Annotated in this window: 23 protein-coding genes; 10 read left to right on the top strand and 13 right to left on the bottom strand. The window is 60.4% G+C overall.

Translation table 11 applies throughout. The features are described from left to right. Positions 1-300: 300 nt before the first annotated feature. The 5 genes from RE428_RS19570 (at position 301) to hisF (ending at position 3,788) form a co-directional block, all read left to right on the top strand. The gene (locus RE428_RS19570; protein WP_004580488.1) at positions 301-762 is read left to right on the top strand and encodes an SRPBCC family protein; all 462 of its coding nucleotides are present in this window, start codon (positions 301-303) and stop codon (positions 760-762) included. Between the two features lie 116 nt (positions 763-878). After that, a complete protein-coding gene (gene hisB / locus RE428_RS19565; RefSeq protein WP_004580489.1) occupies positions 879-1,472 on the top strand; it encodes an imidazoleglycerol-phosphate dehydratase HisB in 594 nt (197 codons plus the stop codon). A 117-nt stretch (positions 1,473-1,589) separates the two neighbouring features. Next, positions 1,590-2,234, top strand: coding sequence for an imidazole glycerol phosphate synthase subunit HisH (gene hisH, locus RE428_RS19560; protein WP_004580490.1), 645 nt, complete (start codon positions 1,590-1,592; stop codon positions 2,232-2,234). 37 nt (positions 2,235-2,271) lie between these two features. Next, positions 2,272-3,012: a 1-(5-phosphoribosyl)-5-[(5-phosphoribosylamino)methylideneamino]imidazole-4-carboxamide isomerase gene (gene hisA, locus RE428_RS19555; protein WP_004580491.1), complete on the top strand. Its 741-nt coding sequence runs from the start codon at positions 2,272-2,274 to the stop codon at positions 3,010-3,012. 2 nt (positions 3,013-3,014) lie between these two features. Beyond that, positions 3,015-3,788, top strand: coding sequence for an imidazole glycerol phosphate synthase subunit HisF (gene hisF, locus RE428_RS19550; RefSeq protein WP_004580492.1), 774 nt, complete (start codon positions 3,015-3,017; stop codon positions 3,786-3,788). 200 nt (positions 3,789-3,988) lie between these two features. Here the strand turns inward: hisF and RE428_RS19545 are convergent, their stop codons facing one another. The 4 genes from RE428_RS19545 to gpmI form a co-directional block, all read right to left on the bottom strand. After that, the gene (locus tag RE428_RS19545) at positions 3,989-4,834 is read right to left on the bottom strand and encodes a divergent polysaccharide deacetylase family protein (protein WP_004580493.1); all 846 of its coding nucleotides are present in this window, start codon (positions 4,832-4,834) and stop codon (positions 3,989-3,991) included. Next, complete coding sequence (locus tag RE428_RS19540) at positions 4,831-6,291, bottom strand: S41 family peptidase (RefSeq protein WP_004580494.1); 1,461 nt, start codon at positions 6,289-6,291, stop codon at positions 4,831-4,833. Before RE428_RS19540 ends, RE428_RS19545 begins: the two co-directional genes overlap by 4 nt. A 179-nt stretch (positions 6,292-6,470) precedes the next feature. After that, positions 6,471-7,673: a murein hydrolase activator EnvC family protein gene (locus RE428_RS19535; protein WP_004580495.1), complete on the bottom strand. Its 1,203-nt coding sequence runs from the start codon at positions 7,671-7,673 to the stop codon at positions 6,471-6,473. Between the two features lie 28 nt (positions 7,674-7,701). Beyond that, the gene (gene gpmI, locus RE428_RS19530) at positions 7,702-9,249 is read right to left on the bottom strand and encodes a 2,3-bisphosphoglycerate-independent phosphoglycerate mutase (protein ID WP_004580496.1); all 1,548 of its coding nucleotides are present in this window, start codon (positions 9,247-9,249) and stop codon (positions 7,702-7,704) included. A gap of 319 nt (positions 9,250-9,568) precedes the next feature. Between gpmI and RE428_RS19525 the strand changes: the two genes are divergently transcribed. From RE428_RS19525 to RE428_RS19515, 3 genes are all read left to right on the top strand, one after another. After that, positions 9,569-9,985 (top strand): rhodanese-like domain-containing protein, encoded by a 417-nt coding sequence (locus tag RE428_RS19525; protein WP_004580497.1) that lies wholly within the window; start codon positions 9,569-9,571, stop codon positions 9,983-9,985. 190 nt (positions 9,986-10,175) lie between these two features. Then, complete coding sequence (secB, locus tag RE428_RS19520) at positions 10,176-10,676, top strand: protein-export chaperone SecB (RefSeq protein ID WP_004580498.1); 501 nt, start codon at positions 10,176-10,178, stop codon at positions 10,674-10,676. A 93-nt stretch (positions 10,677-10,769) separates the two neighbouring features. Then, positions 10,770-11,234 carry a tRNA (cytidine(34)-2'-O)-methyltransferase gene (locus RE428_RS19515; protein ID WP_004580499.1) on the top strand — a complete coding sequence of 155 codons (465 nt, stop codon included), beginning with the start codon at positions 10,770-10,772 and terminating at the stop codon, positions 11,232-11,234. A gap of 22 nt (positions 11,235-11,256) precedes the next feature. On the opposite strand, the gene pntB is transcribed toward RE428_RS19515, so the two are convergent. The 6 genes from pntB to RE428_RS19485 form a co-directional block, all read right to left on the bottom strand. Continuing rightward, a complete protein-coding gene (pntB, locus tag RE428_RS19510) occupies positions 11,257-12,651 on the bottom strand; it encodes a Re/Si-specific NAD(P)(+) transhydrogenase subunit beta (RefSeq protein ID WP_004580500.1) in 1,395 nt (464 codons plus the stop codon). A gap of 11 nt (positions 12,652-12,662) precedes the next feature. After that, the gene (locus RE428_RS19505) at positions 12,663-14,228 is read right to left on the bottom strand and encodes a Re/Si-specific NAD(P)(+) transhydrogenase subunit alpha (RefSeq protein ID WP_004580501.1); all 1,566 of its coding nucleotides are present in this window, start codon (positions 14,226-14,228) and stop codon (positions 12,663-12,665) included. Between the two features lie 140 nt (positions 14,229-14,368). After that, positions 14,369-15,547: an acetyl-CoA C-acetyltransferase gene (locus RE428_RS19500; RefSeq protein WP_004580502.1), complete on the bottom strand. Its 1,179-nt coding sequence runs from the start codon at positions 15,545-15,547 to the stop codon at positions 14,369-14,371. A 103-nt stretch (positions 15,548-15,650) separates the two neighbouring features. Then, positions 15,651-16,397 (bottom strand): pteridine reductase, encoded by a 747-nt coding sequence (locus RE428_RS19495; RefSeq protein WP_004580503.1) that lies wholly within the window; start codon positions 16,395-16,397, stop codon positions 15,651-15,653. Beyond that, a complete protein-coding gene (locus tag RE428_RS19490) occupies positions 16,390-17,535 on the bottom strand; it encodes a tRNA nucleotidyltransferase/poly(A) polymerase-related protein (RefSeq protein WP_004580504.1) in 1,146 nt (381 codons plus the stop codon). Before RE428_RS19490 ends, RE428_RS19495 begins: the two co-directional genes overlap by 8 nt. A 254-nt stretch (positions 17,536-17,789) precedes the next feature. Beyond that, entirely contained in the window at positions 17,790-19,022 is a 1,233-nt protein-coding gene (locus RE428_RS19485) for a conjugal transfer protein TraF (protein WP_004580505.1), read from the bottom strand. Between the two features lie 322 nt (positions 19,023-19,344). Between RE428_RS19485 and RE428_RS19480 the strand changes: the two genes are divergently transcribed. Beyond that, complete coding sequence (locus tag RE428_RS19480) at positions 19,345-19,878, top strand: LPP20 family lipoprotein (RefSeq protein ID WP_004580506.1); 534 nt, start codon at positions 19,345-19,347, stop codon at positions 19,876-19,878. Positions 19,879-19,939: 61 nt separating this feature from the next. Then, positions 19,940-21,136, top strand: a complete 1,197-nt coding sequence (locus RE428_RS19475) for a flagellar assembly protein T N-terminal domain-containing protein (RefSeq protein ID WP_004580507.1) — start codon at positions 19,940-19,942, stop codon at positions 21,134-21,136. A 152-nt stretch (positions 21,137-21,288) separates the two neighbouring features. Here RE428_RS19475 and RE428_RS19470 read toward each other — a convergent pair whose 3' ends face one another. The 3 genes from RE428_RS19470 to RE428_RS19460 all read right to left on the bottom strand — a co-directional run bounded on the left by RE428_RS19470 (position 21,289) and on the right by RE428_RS19460 (position 22,777). Then, entirely contained in the window at positions 21,289-21,747 is a 459-nt protein-coding gene (locus RE428_RS19470; protein WP_004580508.1) for a SufE family protein, read from the bottom strand. Between the two features lie 104 nt (positions 21,748-21,851). Further along, positions 21,852-22,394 (bottom strand): putative Fe-S cluster assembly protein SufT, encoded by a 543-nt coding sequence (gene sufT, locus RE428_RS19465; protein ID WP_004580509.1) that lies wholly within the window; start codon positions 22,392-22,394, stop codon positions 21,852-21,854. A gap of 29 nt (positions 22,395-22,423) precedes the next feature. Then, complete coding sequence (locus tag RE428_RS19460) at positions 22,424-22,777, bottom strand: HesB/IscA family protein (RefSeq protein ID WP_004580510.1); 354 nt, start codon at positions 22,775-22,777, stop codon at positions 22,424-22,426. Between the last annotated feature and the right edge of the window lie 45 nt (positions 22,778-22,822).

The raw sequence follows: 22,822 nt of genomic DNA, 5'->3' as shown, positions 1-22,822 counted from the left end.
GGTATTGTGTCGAGCATCATTGGGCCGGGAGGCTCCCCATTAAACCCGGTATTTTTCAAAAGCCTACGTCTAGCATACGACAGGGGATGCGTTCAGCCCACCCGATACAGATCATACCGGGTCAACCTTGCATAATGTTCATTTGGGGTCCAATACCGGTAAACTTCGGGTTTGCGATGAACAATACACAATAAACGTTGAGCGGAGATGACGCGTCATCATTCTGCGAGACGGTATCCATGGGCCGGGACACGTGTTCGGCCACGATAATAAAGACAAGGTGACAGAGAGGAGTTTCCGGTGGCCATTACAATTGCCATTGAACTGAACCGTGAAATCGATATTCCCGGTGGCTACGACGAAGTGTTCGACCTGCTGGCAGATGTTCCCAAGTCCGCAAGCTATTTCCCCAAGGTCGACAAGCTGGTGGACCTGGGCGACAACGTCTATCGCTGGGAGATGGAAAAGATCGGCGTGGACAAGCATTCCATCCAGTCCGTTTATGCCAGCAAGTACTTCTCCGACAAGGATGCCGGCAAGATCACCTGGGAGCCGGTAAAAGGCGAGGGCAACGGCGTGGTGCGTGGCTCCTGGACACTGACGTCCAAGGGTGACGACGTAACCCATGCCAGCTTCCAGACGACCGCCGAGCTGACCCTGCCGCTGCCGAGCCTGCTCAAGCTGGCGATCAGTCCGGTCGTGAAGCACGAATTCAACGGGTTGGTGGACACCTACATGAATAACCTCAAGAAGGCCTTCTGAGGCTTCGTATCAATCGTGGCGATAGCGTCAATGCTGCGCCAATGACGGTGAGAATGGCGGCGTAAAGCGGTATACTCTGCGCTGTCTATTTTCCGGCACTTTTTAGTGGAGTCCCCATGGCCGAGCGCAAGGCACGGGTAGAGCGCAATACCCTTGAAACCCAGATTACGGTGTCCATCAACCTGGATGGCACCGGCAAGTCCAACTTCGATACCGGTGTGCCGTTCCTGGAGCACATGATGGACCAGATCGCCCGCCACGGCCTGGTGGATCTGGATATCGTATCCAAGGGGGATTTGCATATCGACGATCACCACACGGTGGAAGATATCGGTATTACCCTGGGCCAGGCGTTCGTGAAGGCTGTGGGCGACAAGAAGGGCATTCGTCGCTACGGTCACGCCTACGTACCGCTGGACGAGGCGCTGTCACGGGTGGTGATCGATCTATCGGGTCGTCCGGGTCTGAGCATGGACGTCCCCTATACCCGCGCCAGCGTCGGCGGTTTCGATGTGGATCTGTTCGAGGAGTTCTTTCACGGCTTCGTCAATCATTCCATGGTGACCCTGCATATCGATAACCTGAAGGGCAAGAACACCCATCACCAGATCGAGACGGTGTTCAAGGCCTTCGGCCGTGCGCTGCGTATGGCGGTTGAGTTCGACGACCGCATGGAAGGCATTATTGCCTCGACCAAAGGTTCGCTTTGATAAACGCCAGTAGTTTTAGCAACGAGTCGCGCTAACACAGAGCCAGAACCTGTTCAGTTATTCTCGGTCGGATGACGTATTCCCATCCGGCCGATCCTTTCCGGAGTTGTCCTGACTATGAAGTCCGTCGCCATTATCGATTACGGTATGGGTAACCTTCATTCGGCCAGCAAGGCGGTCGAGCACGTGGCGCCGGACATGCGTGTCCACGTCACCGACAAGGAATCCATCATCCGCGAGGCCGATCGCGTGATCTTACCGGGCGTGGGTGCGATCCGCGACTGCATGGCGGAAATCCGCAAGCAGGGTGTTGATACGCTGGTGCGCGATCTGGTGGCTGAAGGCCGCCCGCTGCTGGGCATCTGCGTTGGCATGCAGGCGCTGATGGCCCGCAGTGAAGAGAACGACGGCGTGGACGGCATTGCCCTGTTTCCTTCGGAAGTGCGTTTCTTCGGCAACGACTTGAAGGACGAGCAGGGGGGGCGTCTGAAGGTGCCGCATATGGGGTGGAACGAGGTCTGGCAGACCCAGGATCACCCGCTCTGGCACGACATCGCCGATGGCGAACGTTTCTACTTCGTCCACAGCTATTACGCCGAAGCCGAGGGCAATCCCGATATTGCCGGGCGTGCGCATTATGGCGTGGACCTGGCTGCGGCCGTGGCCCGCAACAACGTCTTCGCCACGCAATTCCACCCGGAAAAGAGCCACCGTGCCGGCCTGCAGTTGCTGAAAAACTTCGTACAATGGTCGGGTCAGTAAGCGCTGACCTGCACAACCAGACTGGATTGAAACGCCCATGCTGATTATCCCCGCCATCGATCTTAAAGACGGAAAATGCGTTCGCCTGCGCCAGGGCCGGATGGATGACTCCACCGTTTTCTCCGACAACCCGGTAGACGTGGCCGCCCGCTGGGTCGACGCCGGCGCCCGCCGCCTTCACCTGGTCGACCTGAACGGTGCCTTCGCCGGTGAGCCGGTGAACGGCGAGATCGTCAATGCCATCGCCAGGCGCTTCCCGGATCTGCCGATCCAGATCGGTGGAGGTATCCGTTCCGCTGAAACCATCGATGCCTACCTGAAGGCTGGGGTTCAGTGGGTGATCATTGGTACCAAGGCGGTGAAAGAGCCCGAGTTCGTGACCGACATGTGTCGTCAGTTCCCAGGACATATCATTGTTGGTTTGGATGCGAAGGACGGCCGTGTTGCGACCGACGGTTGGGCGGAAGTGTCCGAAGTCATGGCAACCGACCTGGCCAAACAATTCGCCAACGACGGCGTGGACAGCATCGTCTACACCGACATCAGCCGCGATGGCATGATGCAGGGCGTCAACGTCGAACAGACCGCCCACCTCGCGGAATCCTGTGGCATCCCGGTGATTGCGTCAGGCGGCGTGACCGATATGGATGATATCAAGCGCCTGTCCGCCGAAGCCCAGCGGGGCATCCTCGGTGCCATCACCGGGCGCGCCATCTACGAAGGCACGCTGGATGTCGCCGAAGCCCAGGCATGGTGTGACCAGCAGCAGGAGCAATAGCCATGGCACTGGCGAAGCGCATTATTCCCTGCCTCGATGTGGACAAGGGCCGGGTAGTGAAAGGCGTTAACTTCGTGGATATCCGTGACGCCGGCGACCCGGTGGAAGTGGCCCGCAAGTATAACGAGCAGGGCGCCGACGAGATCACCTTCCTCGATATCACCGCCAGTCATGAAAGCCGCGATACTACGTACGAAACCGTCGAGCGGATGGCCAGCCAGGTCTTCATCCCGCTGACCGTTGGTGGCGGTGTGCGTACCGTCGAGGACATCCGCAAGCTGCTCAACGCTGGCGCGGACAAGGTGAGTATCAACACCGCCGCCGTCTTCAATCCGGAGTTCGTACGCGAGGCTGCCGAGCGGTTTGGCCGTCAGTGCATCGTGGTAGCCATCGATGCCAAGCGCGTGAGCGAAGAGGGCGATGCGCCGCGTTGGGAAATCTTCACCCATGGCGGCCGGAAGCCGACCGGGCTGGAGGCCGTTGAGTGGGCCAAGAAAATGGTGGACCTGGGGGCTGGTGAATTACTGCTAACCAGTATGGACCGTGATGGCACCAAGATCGGCTTCGATTTGGGCCTGACCCGCGCCGTGAGCGACGCGGTAAGCGTGCCGGTGATCGCTTCAGGTGGTGTTGGCGAACTTCAGCATTTGGCGGATGGCGTTAGCGAGGGTGGCGCCGATGCGGTGCTTGCCGCCTCGATCTTCCACTTCGGCCAGCACACCATTCCCGAAGCGAAGCAGTTTATGCGCGAGCAGGGGATTGAGGTTCGGCTTTAGGGCCGGCTATCCGTTGGGGGGCACCTTCGGCGCCTCAGAAGCTGAAGCTTCTGCTACATACTCGAGTTGGCTGCTAAATGTAGCCGACGCTTTAGCTTCGGAGCAGCCCTCAGGGCTGCCCTGACGAGGTCAGACCCGACTGGCTGAGGATCAGCTCGTTTGCAAAAAGTCGAGCGGTTGCGGCATCCTATTTTTTCAGTCTACTCCCCGCCAACCTTCCGCTTCGCCAACGGCGCCACGACCGGCCGTTTGATATCCACAAACATCGGTGCGTTGTTATGGCGCATGGCCCACAGGCCGCTGACGGTGGCGACGGCGATGCCTTGCTCGTCCAACTGGGGCAGGTGCTTTTCCAGGTAATCCACGGTGACCTTGTGTGGGTGACCAATGCCGATGGCCGTGCCGTTGCGCCTGGCGGTTTCGATCAATAGCTTGAACTGGCGGTCGACGAATTCTTCGGTTTGTAGATGGTCGAGAAATACGTCGCGGGTCAGGTTGGGCACCCGGTGGGCTTCGGCGCTATCTGCGGCGACCGTGGCGGCGATGGTGCGGCTGTCGACGAAATACAGCGGATACTGCACCAACTCCGTCATGATCCAGTCCATGTTGCTGCGCTTCTGCGTCAGCAGGCTGCCCATGTGGTTGTTCACGCCCTGGACGTACGGGATGGATTGCAATGCGCGGCGTAGGGTGACGGTCGTGGCGTGCTCGTCCATCTCCGGCTTGAGGCCACCGGGGCCGAGGTCGTAGTGGTGGGTGTTCGCCATGGGGGCGTGGAGCATGATTTCCTTGCCCCGGCCATGGGCTTCTTCCGCCAGGGCGCGGGTATAGCGCCGGTAGGGTAGGAACGCCAGCGTCAGCGGCTGGTCCAGTTTGATCAGTCGTTCGCCCTGAACCGGGTCATGGCCCATGTCGTCGATAATGATGGCAATGGTGGGCGGCGGCTGTTCGCCCTTGCTAGCCACCTGTGCGTTTGCCGGCCCTGCGGCAACCAGACCGACAGCCAGGGCGGCAAGCACTCCCCGGATTTGACGCCCCAGACTCACTCCGATCTGGCCTCGTTCTGCTTCAGGATATGCAGGCCTTTCAGCAGGTTGAGGCCGGTGCGCAACTGGTAGTCCTGGGCCACAAGGCGGTCCCGGGGTGCTTTTTCGCCTTCCTCGGTGGTCACTTCGGGGTTTTGATTGTCTTCGGAACCACCGCTGCCGGCAGCATCGCCGTCAGAACCGCTGTCTTCGGTCGTTTCCGGCATTGATTCCTCGAGTTCGCCGTTTTCCAGGTGGCCGCTCAGATCTGCCTCGGTGAAGAAAGGCTGGTTGTCCACCTCGGTCAGGCGCCCCTGTTTGACGACGATGTCCGGATGGATGCCCTTGGCCTGGATGGACCGGCCGTTGGGTGTGTAATAGCGGGCGGTGGTCAGCTTGATGGCATGGGTCTCGTCCAGCGGCACGACCGTCTGTACCGAGCCCTTACCGAAGGATTCGGTGCCCATGACCACGGCTCGCTTCTGGTCCTGCAGGGCGCCGGCAAGGATTTCGGAGGCAGAGGCTGAACCGCCGTTGATCAGCACGACGATCGGTGCGCCGTTGCTTTCATCCCCGGGCTGGGCGCTGAAGCGCAGCTTGGAGCTCTGTATGCGGCCATCGGTATAGACGATCAGGCCTTCGTTGAGCACGGCATCCGCAGCTTCAACCGCTGCCTGTAGCACGCCACCGGGATTGTTGCGCAGGTCGATGATAAGCCCGTTGAGGGTGTCGCCGTATTTTTCTTCCAGCTTGTTGATGGCATTGACGAACTCGCGGCCGGTTTCGGCCTGGAACTGGGTCACCCTCAGGTAGCCGTAGCCGGGTTCGAGCATCCGGGATTTGACGCTGGTGACCTTGATGACGTCCCGCTCCACCGAGATTTCGATAGGGGCGGAGCCTTCGTCGCGGACGATGGTCAGGGTAATGGGCGTACCCGGTTTGCCGCGCATCAGGCTGACGGCTTCTTCCAGGGTCATGCCTTTGACCGGCTTGTCACCGAGCTTGATGATCATGTCGCCGGCCTGCACGCCGGCTTTCTGGGCCGGTGTGTCGTCGATCGGGGCGATCACCCGGACGAAGCCGTCTTCCATACCCACTTCGATGCCCAGGCCGCCGAATTCACCGCTGGTGCTTTCTTCCAGCTCTTCATAGGCTTGAGGTTCCAGGTAGGCGGAATGCGGATCGAGGCCGGAGAGCATGCCCTTGATGGCATTCTCCAGTAGGGTGCGGTCGTCGACTTCCTCGACGTAAGCCTCGCGTATGCGACCGAAGACCTCGGTGAACTTGCGCAGATCCTCAAGCGGCAACTGCTTTTCCGGGTCCGGCAGGCGTACGGTAACCTCCTGGCCATCGGCGGTACCCTTCAGCAGGGTTTCACCGGTTTCAGGGTCGGTGTCCGCCAGGCTGGCGGCGGGCCAAGCCAGAAGACATGTGGCGCATAGGAGGGCAGTGGAGGCGGTACGTCTGGCCAGTTTCATGCAGTTTTCCTGTACTCGCGGTGCTTGTCGACAGAGCGTCCTTCTCTAGTCTGACACTCTTTTTTTAACGCGTTTTTAAATTCTTTTCTCTACGAACGCTGTAAACGCCTGCGTTTTACCGCTTTCCTTACATCAGCGCTCGAGCTGCTTCGACACGTCAGTGATTGAAGCGTGTTTGCTTAGGGGGCAAGCCATTTTTCCGGATTCTGCGGCTTGCCATCATGCCGAATCTCGAAATATAGCTGAGAACGGGCGTCCCTGTTGCTCTCGCCTGCAATCGCTATGGCTTCCCCCGCGCTCACCCAGTCGCCAGGGCTCTTCAGCAGGCTCGAGTTTAGACCATAAAGACTCATGTAGCCGTTGCCGTGATCGATGATGGTCATTAGGCCGAAGCCGCGCAGCCAGTTGGCGAAGACCACCCGACCGTAGTGGACTGCCTTGACCTCGGCATCGCGCTCGGTCGCAATCAACAGGCCATGATGGCGCAGTCGGCCCTGGTGGAGGCTTTCTCCGAAACCGGTAATCACCTTACCACGGGTTGGCCACGGGAGTTTAGCGCGCAATGTAGCGAAAGGTTGTGATTCTTTTGGCGTAGGTATCTCAGCTATCGCCGCTTCCACTTCCTTGAGGAGCTTCTCCAGTCGCTCGCGGTTGGTGACCAGGTCCTCGCGTTGGGATTTTTTCTGGGAAATGTCCGATTCCAGCAGCGCCAGGGTTCGTTCGCGTTCCTTGCTCTGCTGCTCCAGTTCCGTCTGGCGGTCAGCCAGGGTGGCTTCGGTTTTCTTCAGTTCCACCTGGGCGGCCGTGGTTTCCTGGCGAGTCGCCTTGAGCTCGTCGAGGGTTCGATTGAACGCCTCCAGCTCTGCCAGCGTGTGCTGGCTAAGGTATTCGTGGTAGGTCATGACCCGCGCCAGTTTCTGCGGATCGATCTCGTTGAGCAGTACTTTCAGCGCGGGTGCATCCCCGGCCATCCAGGCCGCACGGATCTGGGCCTCCAGTGCGTTGCGTTTGGCATTGAGTTCCTGCTCCAGTTCCCTCTCACGCCGGCGCAGCTTATCGAGGGCCTGCTCCTGGTTGGCTGCCTTGCGCTGCAGTTCACGGCGGTCTTTCTTGAGTTGGCTGATCTGGCGTTCGGTGCGGGTCAGGGTCTGTTCAAGGTCGCTGCGATCTTTCTGGGCGTCGGCCAGCCAGTCGTCGATTTCGGCGATCTCTTCCTTTAACGCGCGGATCTTGGCGGGAGAAACCGAATCGGCGTCCTGCGCCTGGGCGGGAGCTGCCAGAAGATAAAGGAGGGACGACAGCAAAAGGCCGATACGCAGTGCGCGTACCAGCCTTTGCTTGCGGGTTCGGGGGCGGCACTGCCGGATAGCCGCATGGATCACGCTATATCGCCTTAGCCCGCGTTGATGGTTAAGCCAGTTCGACCAGAGTGTGGCCGGTCATTTCCCTGGGCTGGTCCAGATGCATCAGGGTCAGCAGGGAGGGGGCGACATCACTCAGCGCACCGTCGTCCTTGAGCTTGACCGAGCCCTTGCCCAGGTAAACCAGAGGCACCGGGCCGGTGGTGTGGGCGGTATGCACCTGACCCGACTCCGGGTCGGTCATCTGTTCGCAGTTACCGTGGTCGGCTGTGACCAGGGCCTGGCCATCCACGTCGTCCAGGGCCGCAGAGATCTTCGCCAGGCACTGGTCGATACATTCTGCGGCCTTTATGGCGGCCTCGTAGCTACCGGTGTGGCCGACCATGTCGCCGTTAGCATAGTTGCAGATGACCAGGTCGTACTTGCCGCTGCGGATGGCTTCGCACAGCTTGTCAGTGACTTCCGGTGCGCTCATTTCCGGCTGCAGGTCATAGGTGGCGACGTTGGGTGATGGTACCAGGATACGGTCTTCGCCTTCGTATGGCTCCTCGCGACCGCCGCTGAAGAAGAAGGTGACGTGGGCGTACTTCTCGGTCTCGGCGATCCGCAGCTGGGTCTTGCCCAGGTTAGCCATGTACTCACCCAGGCTGTTCACCAGTTGCTCGGGCGGGTAGGCGCAGGAGGTCTTGATGTCGGCCGAGTACTCGGTGAGCATCACGAAGTCTGCAAGGGCCGGGCGCTTGGTGCGCTTGAAGCCATCGAAGTCGTCTTCGACGAAGCAGCGCGTCATCTCACGGGCACGGTCGGCGCGGAAGTTCATGAAGATGACGCTGTCGCCGTCGTTGATCCTGGCGTCCGGCTCACCGCTCCCCTGAATGCGGGTGGCCTTGACGAACTCGTCGTTCTCGCCGCGCTCGTAGGCGGCATGCAGCGCTTCCACCGGGTTGTCGGAGACGAACTCCGCATCACCAGTGGTCAGCAGGTTGTAGGCGGATTCGACACGGTCCCAGCGGTTGTCCCGATCCATGGCGAAGTAGCGGCCGACGATGGAGGCGACGCGGCCCACGCCCAATTCGCGTAGCTTGGCTTCGGCCTTCTTCAGGGAGGGTTCGGCGCTGCGCGGCGGCATATCGCGGCCATCGAGGAAGGCGTGGATATAGACAGCCTTGGCGCCGCGGGCCTTGGCCATCTCAGCGGCCGCCAGTACGTGATCCTCATGACAGTGGACGCCGCCCGGCGACAGCAGACCCAGCAGGTGAACCGCCTTGTCGTTGGCGATGGCCTTGTCGATGGCCTCGCATAGAACCTTGTTATCGCTGAAGGTGCCTTCCTGAATATCTTTATCAATCCGGGTGAGGCTTTGGTAGACGATGCGTCCCGCGCCCAGGTTCATGTGACCCACCTCGGAATTGCCCATCTGGCCCTTGGGCAGGCCGACGAACATGCCGGAGGTGTTGATCAGCGTCTTCGGCTGCTCCTGCCAGATCTTGTCCCAGAACGGGGTGTTGGCATTGCTGATGGCATTGTCTTCAGATGGGTCACGGTGGCCCCAGCCGTCGAGAATAATCAGTGCAGTCGTCTTGCGCGTCGCAGTCATCGTTCAGTCCGAATTGATTTGGGAACGTCTGACACCGGTCCGAATGCCTCGCTGTGCCGGGGCTCGAACCGCCCGGGAGAGCGGCAGGATCGCCAGGACCGCGTCAGAGGCTCCATAGAAATGGGAGTCCATGAGTCTACCTGTTTTCCACTTTACAGGCTATGGACCGCGCCTTCTGTCGCTGGCAGCGGGTGTGTATAATCGCGCATCCAAAGAACGTCTGATCAAGTCTGTTGATGAGCGCCTCGAGACGGGCCGGGTCGTCAACAGACTTAATCGGGGGTTCCCAATCGTCCGCAGGCTGCACGCAGGTTGTCCAATGGAAAGAGCGTTAGAGTTTATCGTCAATCATTACATTCTGGTCTCGATCTTCGCGGTGCTGCTCATCGCTCTGATCCTGCTCGAGACCCGGCGCGGCGGCAAGAAAGTGACCCCGCAGTCCGCCATCACCCTGATCAACCGCGATGAGGCCATCGTGGTGGATATCCGGGACCGCAAGGATTTCGCCGAAGGTCATATCGTCGGTTCCATCCACATTCCCCTCAGCGCCCTCAAGGACCGTCATGGGGAATTGAAGAAGCACAAGGACAAGCAGATCATCGTCGCCGACAAGATGGGCCAGCATGCGGCAGCCGCCGTGAAGCAGCTCAACGCCGATGGCTACGAGAACGTGGTGCGCCTGTCCGGCGGGATTGCAGAGTGGAAGGGCAGCAACCTGCCGCTCAAGAAGAAGTGACCGATAGCGGCAGTCGCCGGACCAGCGATGTCTGGTTGAATTTGCCGCCCAGTTGGCGCACTGTTTCACATCGATAGAATCAGGCAGCGGGTATAGTGGCGAGCGCACAGCATCACTTGCCCAGCAGAGATAATAACGGGAACAGCGCATGGCGCTGGACTCTCATAGAATAGAACCGGAAGGATTGAAAATGGCTGAGAATCAGCAGGCCGCAGGCGGCGAGAACGCAAGCCAGCCCCAGTTTGCGCTGCAGCGCATCTATATCAAGGACCTGTCTTTCGAGTCCCCGAACTCGCCTACGGTGTTCCAGGAGCAGTGGAAGCCCCAGGTCAACCTGGACCTGAATACCTCCCACAATAAGGTCAGCGACAACCAGTACGAAGTGGTCCTGTCCATGACCATCACCGCCAAGATCGAAGAGAAGGTGGCTTACATCGTCGAGATCCAGCAGGCCGGCGTATTCATGGTCAAGGGCATCGAGGGTGCACAACTGGGCCAGATGCTCGGTGCCTACTGCCCGACGATCCTGTTCCCTTATGCCCGCGAGTCCATCGACACTATCGTTAACAAGGGTAGCTTCCCGGGTTTGATGCTGGCGCCGGTGAACTTCGACGCCATTTACGCCCAGGCGCTGAAGCGTCAGCAGGACGAAGCGGCCGGCAACGCCGCCGAAGAAAACCAGACGCACTAAGCCGACAGGCGTGCGATTGCGGACCGGCGCTGGATGCCGGTTCGCGTTCCCTCCCCATTCTCACGCCGCTCGACTGGGCTACCCCAAACAGCCATGTTCCATATCGTCCTGCATGAGCCCCAGATTGCGCCGAATACCGGCAATATAATCCGGCTAGCCGCCAATACCGGTTTCCGGTTGCACCTGATCGAACCGCTGGGTTTTGATTTCGAAGAAAGGAAGTTAAGACGGGCCGGGCTGGACTATCACGACCTGGCGAACGTCAGCCGTTATCCGGATTTCGAAGCGTTCCTTGCACAACATCCGGATCGACGGATCTTTGCCCTGACTACCAAGGCGGCAACGTCGTACAGCGACGTGCGATTCGAGGCTGGGGACATGTTGCTATTCGGAAGTGAGACGGCAGGTTTGCCGCCGGAGATAAGAGAAGGGGCCGCCGTGACCCAGGCCTTGCGCCTACCGATGTGCAATACCTCGCGGAGCCTGAACCTGTCCAACGCTGTTGCCGTGGTCTGCTATGAAGCCTGGCGCCAGCATGGGTTCGAGGGCGGCATCTAGGCCGCCCTCTCCTCCGTGTTTCCTAGTTTGACAGGCCGCTGAGGAGGCGGTCCGCACTTTCGCGGGCGTCGCCGAACAGCATGTGGGTGTTCTCCTTGAAGAACAGCGGGTTCTCAACACCCGAGTAACCTGCGGCCATACCACGCTTCATGACGACAACCTGGCGCGCCTTCCAGACTTCCAGTACCGGCATGCCTGCAATCGGGCTGCCTGGATCTTCCGCCGCGCTGGGGTTGACCGTATCGTTGGCGCCGATGACCAGTACCACGTCGGTTTCCGGGAAATCCTCGTTGATTTCGTCCATTTCCAGCACGATGTCGTACGGCACGTGAGCTTCGGCCAGCAACACGTTCATGTGGCCGGGCAGGCGACCGGCCACCGGATGGATGGCGAAACGCACGTTCACCCCCCGCTTGCGCAGGCGCTGGGTGATTTCGCTGATGGCGTTCTGCGCCTGGGCGACGGCCATGCCGTAACCGGGCGCAATAATCACCGAGTCGGCATTGCGCAACTCTTCGCACACATCGTCGATCGTCATTTCCTGGACGGTCTGATCACCGTCGGCGGCTGCAGAGCTCGAGCTGGTCTGCCCGAAACCGCCCAGAATGACGCTGATGAACGAGCGGTTCATGGCCTTGCACATGATGTAGCTCAAAATTGCGCCGCTACTACCCACCAGGGCGCCAACGACGATCAGCAAGTCATTGCCGAGCATGAAGCCGATGGCTGCGGCGGCCCACCCGGAATAGCTGTTGAGCATGGACACCACGACCGGCATATCGGCGCCGCCGATCGCCATGATCAGATGGACGCCGAGGACCGCGGCAAGGGCCGTCATCAGCACCAGCGCAATGAGGCCGAAGGCCATGCTCTCGGTCATGAGGAACCAGGCGCCCAATCCAACGCACAGGGCGATGATGCCCAGGTTCATCAGGTGGCGACCGGGCAGCGTCAGAGCCTTGCTGTCGATGCGGCCGTCGAGCTTGCCGCAGGCGACCAGCGAGCCGGTGAAGGTGACCGCACCGACAAAGATACCGATGAAGACTTCCACCAGCTTGATGGTGTGCTCAGCGGCAGTCGTCTCGACCAACGGCTCAACATAGCCGGCGAAGCCGACCAGCACGGCAGCCATCCCCACAAAGCTGTGGAGCAGGGCCACCAGTTGCGGCATCTGGGTCATCTCGACGCGGTTGGCGATAACGATGCCGATGGCTCCGCCGATGAGGATCGCCACGACGGTCGCTATCCAGCCCTGATCGAACGAGCCGGCAAGGGTCGCCAAGATGGCGATCAGGATGCCGATGACGCCGTAGACGTTCCCGCGTCGTGCGGTTTCCTGATGACTCAGGCCGCCGAGACTGAGGATGAAGAGAATGCTGGCCACCACGTAGGCCACGGTGATGATTCCTTGTGACATGGTCGCCCTCCTTACCTATGGAACATCTTGAGCATGCGGTAAGTGACCCGGAAGCCACCGCCGATGTTGATACTGGCGATCAGGACCGCGATAAAGGCAAGGATGCCGATCACCACGTTCTGTGCCTGCGCCAGGTGCAGGATCGCGCCTATGACGATGATCCCGCTGATCGCGTTGGTGACGCTCATCAACGGTGTGTGCAGCGATGCGGTCACGTTCCAGATAACCTGCCATCCAATGAAGCAGGAGAGCACGAATACCGTGAAATGCGAGAGGAATGTCTCGGGGGCGTAGGCGCCTACGCCGTACAGCGCGGCAATGGTGACGACCAGCAACGCGCCTTTCCAGAACGACTTCGCAAAGCTGCCCTGAGGCGCCTGCTCTGCGGAAGGTTCGGGTTTGGCCTTGGGTTGGGCCGGCTTGGGCGTCGGCTGTTCCGGCTGGGGTGGCGGCCAGGTGACACTGCCGTCGTAGGCGACGGTCACACCGCGGATGACCGTGTCATCCATGTTGACCTTGATCTCGCCATCCTTCTCCGGCGTCAGCTCGGTGAGCAGGTGGTAGAGGTTAGTGGAGTACAGGTCGCTGGAGACGCTCGCCATACGGCTCACCAGGTCGGTGTAGCCGACAATACTGACGTGATTGTCGACCACGACCTCGTCCGGCTGGGAGAGTTCGCAGTTACCACCCTGTTCCGCAGCGAGGTCGACCACCACGCTGCCGGGTTTCATGCTGCGTACCATCTCGGCGCTGATCAGGCGCGGCGCCGGCTTGCCGGGAATCAGCGCGGTGGTGATGATGATATCCACCTCTTTGGCCTGTTCGGCAAATAGCGCCATTTCCGCTTCGATGAACTCCTTGCTCATCTGCTTGGCGTAACCGCCACCGCCGCTGGCGTCTTCCTCGAAGTCCAGCTCGAGGAATTCGGCGCCCATACTCTCGACCTGTTCCTTGACCTCGGGCCGAGTGTCGAAGGCGCGCACGATGGCACCCATGCCTCGCGCGGTACCGATGGCAGCAAGCCCTGCCACGCCGGCACCGATGATCAGGACCTTGGCCGGTTGTACCTTGCCCGCAGCCGTCACCTGCCCGGTGAAGAAACGGCCGAAGTGCTCGGCGGCTTCCACCACGGCCCGGTATCCGGCGATGTTGCCCATAGCGCTGAGTGCGTCCATCTTCTGGGCACGGCTGATCCTCGGTAATGCATCGATGGAGAAGGCCGTGATATTGCGCTTCGCCAGGTCTTCGATCAGTTCAGGATTCTGGGCCGGCCACAGGAAGCTGAGGATGCGCGCGTTGTCCGGCAGAAGGCTGGCTTCATCGATATCCGGGTCGCTGTGGTGTTCAGGGGGGCGGACCTTGAGTATGAACTCGGCCTCGCGCCAAAGGGTATCGGGTGAGTCGACGATGTCGGCACCCGCTTCGCGGTAAGCGTCATCATCGTATCGGGCGGCCAGGCCAGCGCCGGATTCGACGCAGACCGTGTGGCCCAGTTTGATCAGTTTGCCAACCGAGGTCGGCGTTGCGGCAACCCTTTTCTCATTGGGGTGCCGCTCTTTAGGGATGCTCAGTTTCATCTGGAGCCCTCCAAATTGATCCCGTGTTTAGCGTTATCTTTGGTTTTATTGCCTGTGGTTATCTTTTTTATGGCTTGGTTTTGGCTTTTTTGCCCGTAAAAAAGGTCGGAAGCCTATCGCTCCCGACCCGAAAGCTTCGATTATCTCTCAACAGCGAGCGCAACCCCCATGCCGCCGCCGATGCACAGTGTCGCCAAGCCCTTCTTGGCATGACGGCGCTGCATTTCATGGAGCAGTGTAACCAGCACGCGGCAGCCCGATGCGCCGATCGGATGGCCCAGGGCGATGGCGCCGCCGTTGACGTTTACCTTGCCCGTGTCCCAGCCCAGCTTGCGATTGACGGAAATGGCCTGCGCCGCAAAGGCTTCGTTGGCCTCGATTAGATCCAGTTCGTCGGCACTCCAGCCGGCCCGCTCCAGGCAGCGCTGGGTCGCAGGAATCGGGCCTGTGCCCATGACGCTGGGGTCAACCCCTGCGCTGGCGTGGGCGCGAATGGTGGCAAGTGGTGTCAGGCCCAGTTCCTGTGCTTTCTCAGCAGAGCAGACGATTACCGCGGCGGCGCCGTCGTTCAGGGATGACGCGTTGCCTGCAGTTACGGTGCCGTCCGGCTTGAAGGCGGGACGCAGCTTGGCAAGGCCATCGCCGGTTACGCCATCGCGGGGGCCTTCGTCACGGTCGATCGTGATAGGGTCGCCCTTACGCTGGGGAATGGTGATCGGCACGATCTGGCTGTCGAAATAGCCGGCTTTCTGGGCGGCTACCGCTTTTTGTTGGGAGGCCGCCGCGAAATAGTCCTGCTCTTCGCGGGAAATATCGAATTCGGCGACGATGTTCTCTGCGGTCATACCCATGTGGTAGCCGTTGAAGGCATCCCATAGGCCGTCGTGGACCATGGTGTCGATCATCTTCCAGTCGCCCATGCGCTGGCCGTTACGGCTATTAGGCAGCACATGGGGCGCCTGGCTCATGCTTTCCTGGCCGCCGGCGATAATCAGCTCAGCGTCGCCGCAGCGGATCGATTGCAGGGCCATATGGACAGCCTTGAGGCCGGAGCCGCAGACCTTGTTGATGGTCATCGCGGGAACGCCGGTAGGCAGGCCGGCGTTGATGGACGCCTGGCGAGCCGGGTTTTGCCCGCAGCCCGCGGTGAGGACCTGGCCGAGAATGACCTCGTCCACCTGTTCGCCGGTAACGCCTGTTTCGTCCAGCAGGGCCTTGATGACGGCTGTACCGAGCTGATCGGCGCTGAGGCTGGCCAGCCCGCCTCCGAAGGTGCCGATCGCAGTGCGACGGGCAGCGGCAATCACGACGTCACGCATAGTGATTTCTCCCTATTTTGAGTTGGCGCACATTCAGGTAGTGGCGCATTGTATATGAAATGGCTCTATTTCGCGGGGGGCACGGTATAAAGGGCCGAACATTTTACATGTTCAGGCTGCGTCCGCCGTCTACCGGCAGGATATGGCCCGTGATATAGGGGGCGTCGCAAACCAGGTAGGCAATGGCCCCAGCGATGTCTTCGGCCGAGCCCACGCGTTTGAGGGAGGTGGCCGCCAGAATCCGGTCCCGGCGGCTGTTTTCCATGGCGTTCTCGTCTTCGGGCCAGAGAATGGCGCCGGGTGATACTCCGTTGACCCGCACGTCTGGCCCCAAGTCCTTGGCCCATGAACGGGTCAGCATCGCCAGGCCGGCCTTGCTGGCGCAGTAGATCGGGTGCCCTTCCAAGGGGCGCTCGGCATAGATGTCGATCAGGTTGATAATCGAGCCGCGTCTCGCCCGGAGGCTGTCGAGACAGGCCTGACCCAGCAGAAAAGGGGCCCGCAGGTTGGTGTCCATTATCTGCGCCCAGTCGTCTGCGCTCGCGTCGGCTGTAGGCGTGGGGTAGAACACCGAGGCGTTGTTGATCAGGGTGTCCAGGCGGCCCCAGTAGTCGCACGCCTGCTGACCCAGCTTCCGGATGCTGTCGGCGTCGGCGAGATCGGCCTGGAGTATGGCGGCAGATTCGGGGCGATCCTGGTTCAGTTCGTCCGCCAGGGTCTGTGCCTGACCCTGACGGGAGCGATAGTGGATCAGGACGCGGAAACCACGCAGGTGCAGGCGGCGGGCCGTGGCGGCGCCCAATCGGTGGGCGGCCCCGGTAATCAGGGCCACGGGGGCGAGGTCAGTCATGGTGGTTTCCTGTCTTGTTCTGCTTGAGGACTGTCGCTATACGCTGGTGCCGGGTGCGTCGGATCGCTTCCCCAAGGGCCTTACCCGTATGCCCTTCGGCCATCAGTGCCTGCGGATCGACGGCGCGGGCGGCCTCCAGTGCCTGTTTGATGCTGTGGCTGTCTAGCTCACGCAGGGTGGCCTGTCCCAGTGCGCCGATGGCGATCAACAGGTCGTCGAAGCGTTCGGGGCGGCGCCAGGCATCGCAGCGATCCAGCACCGCAAGCAGCAAATCAGGGTCCTCGGTTGCCGGTCCCAGCAGGTCGTCGGCGGAGGTTGCCACAAGGATCGCCATCGCCTGGCAGTCGTTGGGCGCGCGCAGGGACTGGGACAAATCCTCCACTGCGAGCGGTGTATCCAGTCCGCCTAACAGGGCGGCATAGCGCACGGCGGTGTGGCTGCTCAGTTGAACGGCCAGCATCAAGGCCCGGAGCGGCGCCGGGTTAGCGTTGCTGGTCAGGGCGTTGGCTAATGGCGGAATCAGCCGGGATAGTGCGTCGCAGTCCTGCATTACGCGGAAATAGACATCCGGACGATGTTCATGCAGGGCGCGCTGGGTCTCCTGCCAGATGCGTTCCGGGACCAGGTGCTCTACTTCACCGGATCTCACCATCTCGCGCATGAGCTCGTTCGTTTCCGGCGCCACGCGGAAGCCCAGTGGCTCCAGGCGGGCGGCGAAGCGAGCAACACGAAGGATGCGCAACGGGTCCTCGGAAAATGCGGGGGAGACATGGCGGAGCAGCTTGCGCTCCAGGTCATGTTGGCCGCCGAAGGGGTCGATGATCGTGCCGTCCTCCGCCTGGGCCATGGCATTGATGGTCAGATCCCGGCGGCGAAGGTCGTCCTCCAGGGTGACATCCGGAGCGCTGTGGACTTCAAAGCCGTGGTAACCATGGCCTTTCTTGCGCTCGGTGCGGGCCAGGGCGTATTCCTCCTGGGTTTCGGGATGGAGGAACACGGGGAAATCGGCGCCGACCTGGCGGAAGCCCTTGGCCAGCATTTCATCGGGCGTGGCGCCGACGACCACCCAGTCACGATCCTTGACGGCTCGACCGAGCAGGGCGTCACGGACGGCACCGCCGACGAGATAGGTCTGCATAATCCTGATCCGAAGTTCATTGATTTAGGGGATTATCGGGATCAGGGGGAGGGGAGGCAAATCGAGCTCGAGCATGTCTTCGATAGAAGACTGATTTGCAGGGTGGCTGAAGCCAAGGGCAGTCATCGCCTACGCCGAATTGGATGACCTTCCCTGTTTAGCCATTTCAGATCGGGACATCCCTGTCCCTTTCTTCGGCGATGATCGCCATTCGCTTCGATCTCAGCTCTCGTGTGGCGCTTTTCTAGCTGAGATTAAAAGGCCGCTCCAAGCTCGATAGCGCCACCCACTTCCGCATCGCTAACCAGACCGGAGATCTCAAGGTGTGCGCCGAATGGTGACAGACCGACACCGAAAGTGAGTTGGGTCTTCTCCTCGACACCGTCGTTGTCGTCGTTGCTGGACAGGTTCTGGCGAATACCGCCGCGCAGCTGTACGGCACGCAGTACATCGAACTCGGCACCCAGGGCGGCCCACTGGGTATCGTCTTCGTAACCGAAGGCCTTGTTTTCGGTCAGGTCCAGTTCGGCGGTGATCACGTGCATGTCGCCCGTGTGGGCAATACCCGCGGTGACTTTCGGGTCCAGTTCAAACGTGCGGCCGGATTTGGAGTCGAGCTCCATGGGAATGACGTTGCGGACGGCTAGCCCGGCAGTCCAACTCTGCGTTTCCCCGAAACTATAGGCGGCGCCGAGGTCAGCGTTGAAGCCGCTCTTGTCGGTTTCGTTCTCGTCGGCGTCGAAATCGTCGTCCTCGAAGTCACTCACGTTCTGGGTGTACTCGAAAGTGCGCAGTTCGACGTATTTGGGCGAGATGCCCACCGACAAGGTGTTCTCGTTGCTCAGTTCGAATGCCTTGGCCAGGCTGATACCTACTTCGGCATAGGCGGCGGCGATGACGGTCCCGTCGGAGGTGAGCTGATTTCCGATGTCGTCGACCAATGCTGCCTGGACGGGATCGTTTTCGATGGTGTCGAGCAGGGCGAGGTCGCTATCCGAAACATTGCCGCGCGCCGTCGCGCGCACACTGCCGTCGGCAAAAACACCCACGGAAATCGAATCGGTCGGGATCGCAAGGCTCAGGCCGACACCGATATCCGCGCGCATGGTATCGCGATTGAGTTCAGCCAGTTGGTCTTCCAGTACACCTGCTGAGGCCTGGACGCCGCTGGTGTCGTTGTTGGAAGCCTGTTGGTCAATGCGATCAATGGTGTCCTGGATATCGTCGATCTGGTCGACCACTTCCTCTTCATCGGCCAGGCGTGCGTTGACCGATGGCAGGATCAGACCGAAATCGTCGGCCCAGCCGTGGTGTTTCATGGCCATCATGGCCGGGTTGGCGGTGCTTGCGGACGCCGGATGGGCCGTTGCTACGCCGGTGCCTCCCATGGCGAACGAGCGGGCGGTGGTGAAACTTTGCGGTCCAGCTGTCACGTTGCTGGCTGCAGCCACCAGGCCAATGGCCAGGACAAGGCGGGATTTCATCATCGAATACATTCTCCGGTTGTTCTATTGCTGTCGAGTCCTCCAGTTGTGGAGGGCGCGCGGGTCGGCGCTTGGCCGGTAACAAGGCGCTAACCGGACTATAGTTCAGGCTAGTGTTCGTTACTGTTTGCGACCGGTTACGGCGCGTGGCCGAAATGTAGCGCTACTGTGTGCATGCGCGGGAATGCGGAGGAGAATATTTGCCGGTTTTTTGACTTGAGAGGCGGGTTATCTGGTGGGTTTTCTTTCTAAACAAGGCATTAGCCGTTCTGGCGCGATTCTTTCATGGTGAGCGGCAAACGAGCGAATCCGCCGGAGAATCTACATGAAGCGTTTTGCCATTACACTGTGCCTGCTCGCCGCGGGGCTGGCCGGCTGTGCCAGTCAGTCTGCGCAACAGTCGCAGATCGATCCCGAACGGCTCGAGCCGATCATCGTCCGGGCCAGCGGCTTTGGTACCTATGAGAATGTCACCCGTGACCGCCTGGATACCCGCAAGCGCTTGCTGGCTCGCCGTGCGTCCAAGCTGGATGCCTATCGAGCGCTGGCGGAGCGGGTCTACGGTACGGTCGTCTATGGCAGTTCGACGGTGAATGACTTCGTACTGCAGAGCGACAACTTCCGCACCTACGTGGACAGCTATATCCGTGGCGCCAAGGTGGTTGCAGTAAACGAGCACAGCGACGGTGTCGTCGAGTCGGTCATGGAGTTGAAGCTGGAGCCGCGTTTCCGTGCCTGCGTAGCCATGTCCGACGACCGCGAGGTGCGTGAGCGTTGTCCGATTCCCATGCCCACGGGTAACGACAGCAGCGGCGACCTGCGCAGTGAGAACGTCGATTCGCTCTACTATCTGGAGTGAGGGCGCTGAGTAACAGTGCCCGAGCAAACGCCCTTGAGTAACCGGTAACCGAATGTCCGCTATGAAATCAATGCGTCTGGCCCTGGTGGCCGCTCTCCTGCTGACCAGCGCGACGGCCTCCGCTGCCTGGGTTCAAGGCACCGGTATCGCGATGATCGATAACGGTAATGTCGAAGCGGCACGGGCCGAAGCGCGTAATGCGGCGTTGCGCGACGCAGCGTTGCAGTACGAAGCCCATGTAGCCAGCCAGGACACGATGGAGAATGGCGTACTCACCGATTCCCGATTGACGGTGGCGTCTCAAGCGCGAGCACGCCGGGTCAGGGTTATCGAGGAGCATCGTAGCGGAAATCTGCTCCGCCTGACGCTCGAGGCTGATATGTCCGCCAGCCAGCAGTGCGAGGCTCGGGACGCCGCCCGTTTGAGCAAGCGCGTGGCTGTTACCGGTTTCCCTATCCTCGATACCGACCATACCCGCATGGGGCGAGTCAGCGACGCCGGTGAAGTGCTGCCGCAGAAGTTGCAGGTGGAACTGAGCGAGGCGGGTGGTCTGGACATCCTCAATGCCACCCAGGTGCAGATGTTTCCGGATCTGCTCAATGCGCCGACCCAACAGCGTTTTGACAATAGCCTGACCAACGTGATCCAGGTGGCGCGGGAACTGGACGTCCAGTTTGTGGTGACCGGGGTGATTCGCGATATGCGCATGTCCGATCCGGAAGCCTGGGGCACCTCCATTCTTGACCGCATGCAGCGAGGCCTGGGAATGGCCAACCAGGAGCGGCAATTCGTCGCCGACCTGATGGTGTACGACGGATTCAGCGGTTCGCCGGTCTATCAGAAGCGTTTCGTGACCAGTGCCAAATGGGACACGGATATGACTGAGAAAACCGGCTTCGGCTCCAGTGCGTTCGACCGTACCGAATACGGCAAGGCAGTAGCGCGTACGGTTGAAGAGATGAGCCGTGCGGTGAGCCGTGCGCTCGCCTGCCAGCCGTTCATGACCCGTATTACCCGGGTTGAAGGACAGCAGGTGTATCTGGCCTCCGGGGCCACCTCAGGCCTGCGGCCGGGGGACGAGTTGCAGCTCTATCGTAGCTATCGCTTCTTCGATTCGCTGGACGCTACGCCAGAGTTGCGTGATGCGGACATCAGCATGACCGTGAATCATGTCTATCCGGATTTCAGTAGCGGGCTGATGCCCCAGGTCGGCGGGATCAATAATCTGCAGCGGGATGATATTGCGATTATTTGGTGAGCTTCGGGAGCCCGATAGGTAGAGAAACGTAGGTCGGGTTAGCAAAGCGTAATCCGACAAAACTCTCTCCTATTCCCGAAGATTCGGGGCCCTTACAAGCTCGATGTCGGGCTACGCCAAGGCTAAACCGACCTACATAGGGCAAGTAGTTCTTACGCTGCTTCCTTTGCCGCGATATCCCGGATCTTGCCCATCATCGCCCGCAGCCCGTTGCCTCGCGTCGGCGAGATATGGCGGAACAGGTCCAGCTTCTCGAACAGCTCATCCACGTCCACACTCAGAAGTTCCCGTGGTTCCTTGCCGTTCAGTGCAATCAGGATAATGGCAGCGAGGCCCCGAACGATCATGGCGTCGCTTTCGATCAGCAGGAACAGGCGGCCGCTGTCGGGATCCAGGTAGTGGATCAGCCATACCTGGCTCTGGCAGCCGTGGACGTAGTTCTCCTCGACCTTCTCCTCTTCCGGAAATGCCGGCAGTTGCTTGCCCAGGTCGATAATATAGGCGTAGCGCTCTTCCCAGTCGTCCAGGAACTCAAAGGCTTCGTGCACGTCATCCAGCGTGACGCCCTGGCCGAGGGGATTGTCGAGGAATTGTTGGGCTGCAGCAGTCATAACGATTCGGATCTGATTTTCGTAGTGTGTAGTGAACGTAGCATGTGGTGAACGCAAGTGAACCGCATCAGATCGGCTCACGCAAGCCTTCGGGAAATAGCGGCTTATAGTATCCCCAGCTCAAGCTTCGCCTCGTCGGACAACATATCGTTGTTCCAGGGCGGGTCGAAGGTCAGTTCCACCATCACCTTGTCCACGTTGGGCACGTGTTCGACCTTACGCTTCACATCATCGGTGATCACCGGGCCCATGCCGCAGCCGGCGGCGGTCAGCGTCATCTTGATGTAGACCTGGTTGCCTTCCGGCGTGTCGTTACTGACCTTGCATTCGTAGATCAGCCCCAACTCGACCACGTTTACCGGAATCTCCGGGTCGTAGCAGCTACGCATGGCTTCCCACACCTGGTTCTCATTGATGGTGCCATCTTCCGGTGTCTCGTAGCTGCTTTGGGGCGGCTCCTTGCCCAGGGCGTCGGCATCATGGCCTTCGATCCGGGCGAGGTTGCCGTTGACTGCAACGGTGAAGGTGCCGCCCAGCGACTGGGTAATGGTCACGAAAGTGTCCGACGGGATCATGATCTCGGTCCCGGAAGGCACCAGTCGTGCTTCTACTTCGCGCTTGGTCAGGACAACTTCGCGTTCAGCCATGGCTCGGGTTCGCCTCGTGTTTCAATGACTCAGGAGATGGAGAAGCTTTCGCCGCAGCCGCACTCGGCGGTGGCGTTGGGGTTGCGGAAATGGAACATGGAGTTCAGGCCTTCGCGGATGAAGTCGATCTCCGTGCCGTTGACCAGCGGCAGGTGCTGGCGTTCCACGTACACGTCCACGTTGTCTACCGTGAACACTGCGTCGTCCTCGCCCTGCTCGGTGACCCACTCGGTCTCGTACATGAAGCCGGAGCAGCCGCTCTTGCGGATGGCCAGCCGGATGCCCCGGGCATCCGGCTTCTTGGCGAGCTGCTTGCGCACATGCGCCACAGCCGCGGGTGTCATGGTGACTCCGACCGTTGGGGTAAAGGTTTCAGCGGTCATCATTCGCCTCCAGTCAGTCAACAGCGAGCAATAAGTCGGTCAGGG

Origin of the sequence: Marinobacter nanhaiticus D15-8W (assembly GCF_036511935.1) — a bacterium.
In the GTDB taxonomy this organism is placed as follows: Bacteria; Pseudomonadota; Gammaproteobacteria; order Pseudomonadales; family Oleiphilaceae; genus Marinobacter_A; species Marinobacter_A nanhaiticus.
The sequence above is the reverse complement of the archived record's forward strand: the minus strand, read 5'-3'. Positions and strand labels throughout refer to the sequence as shown.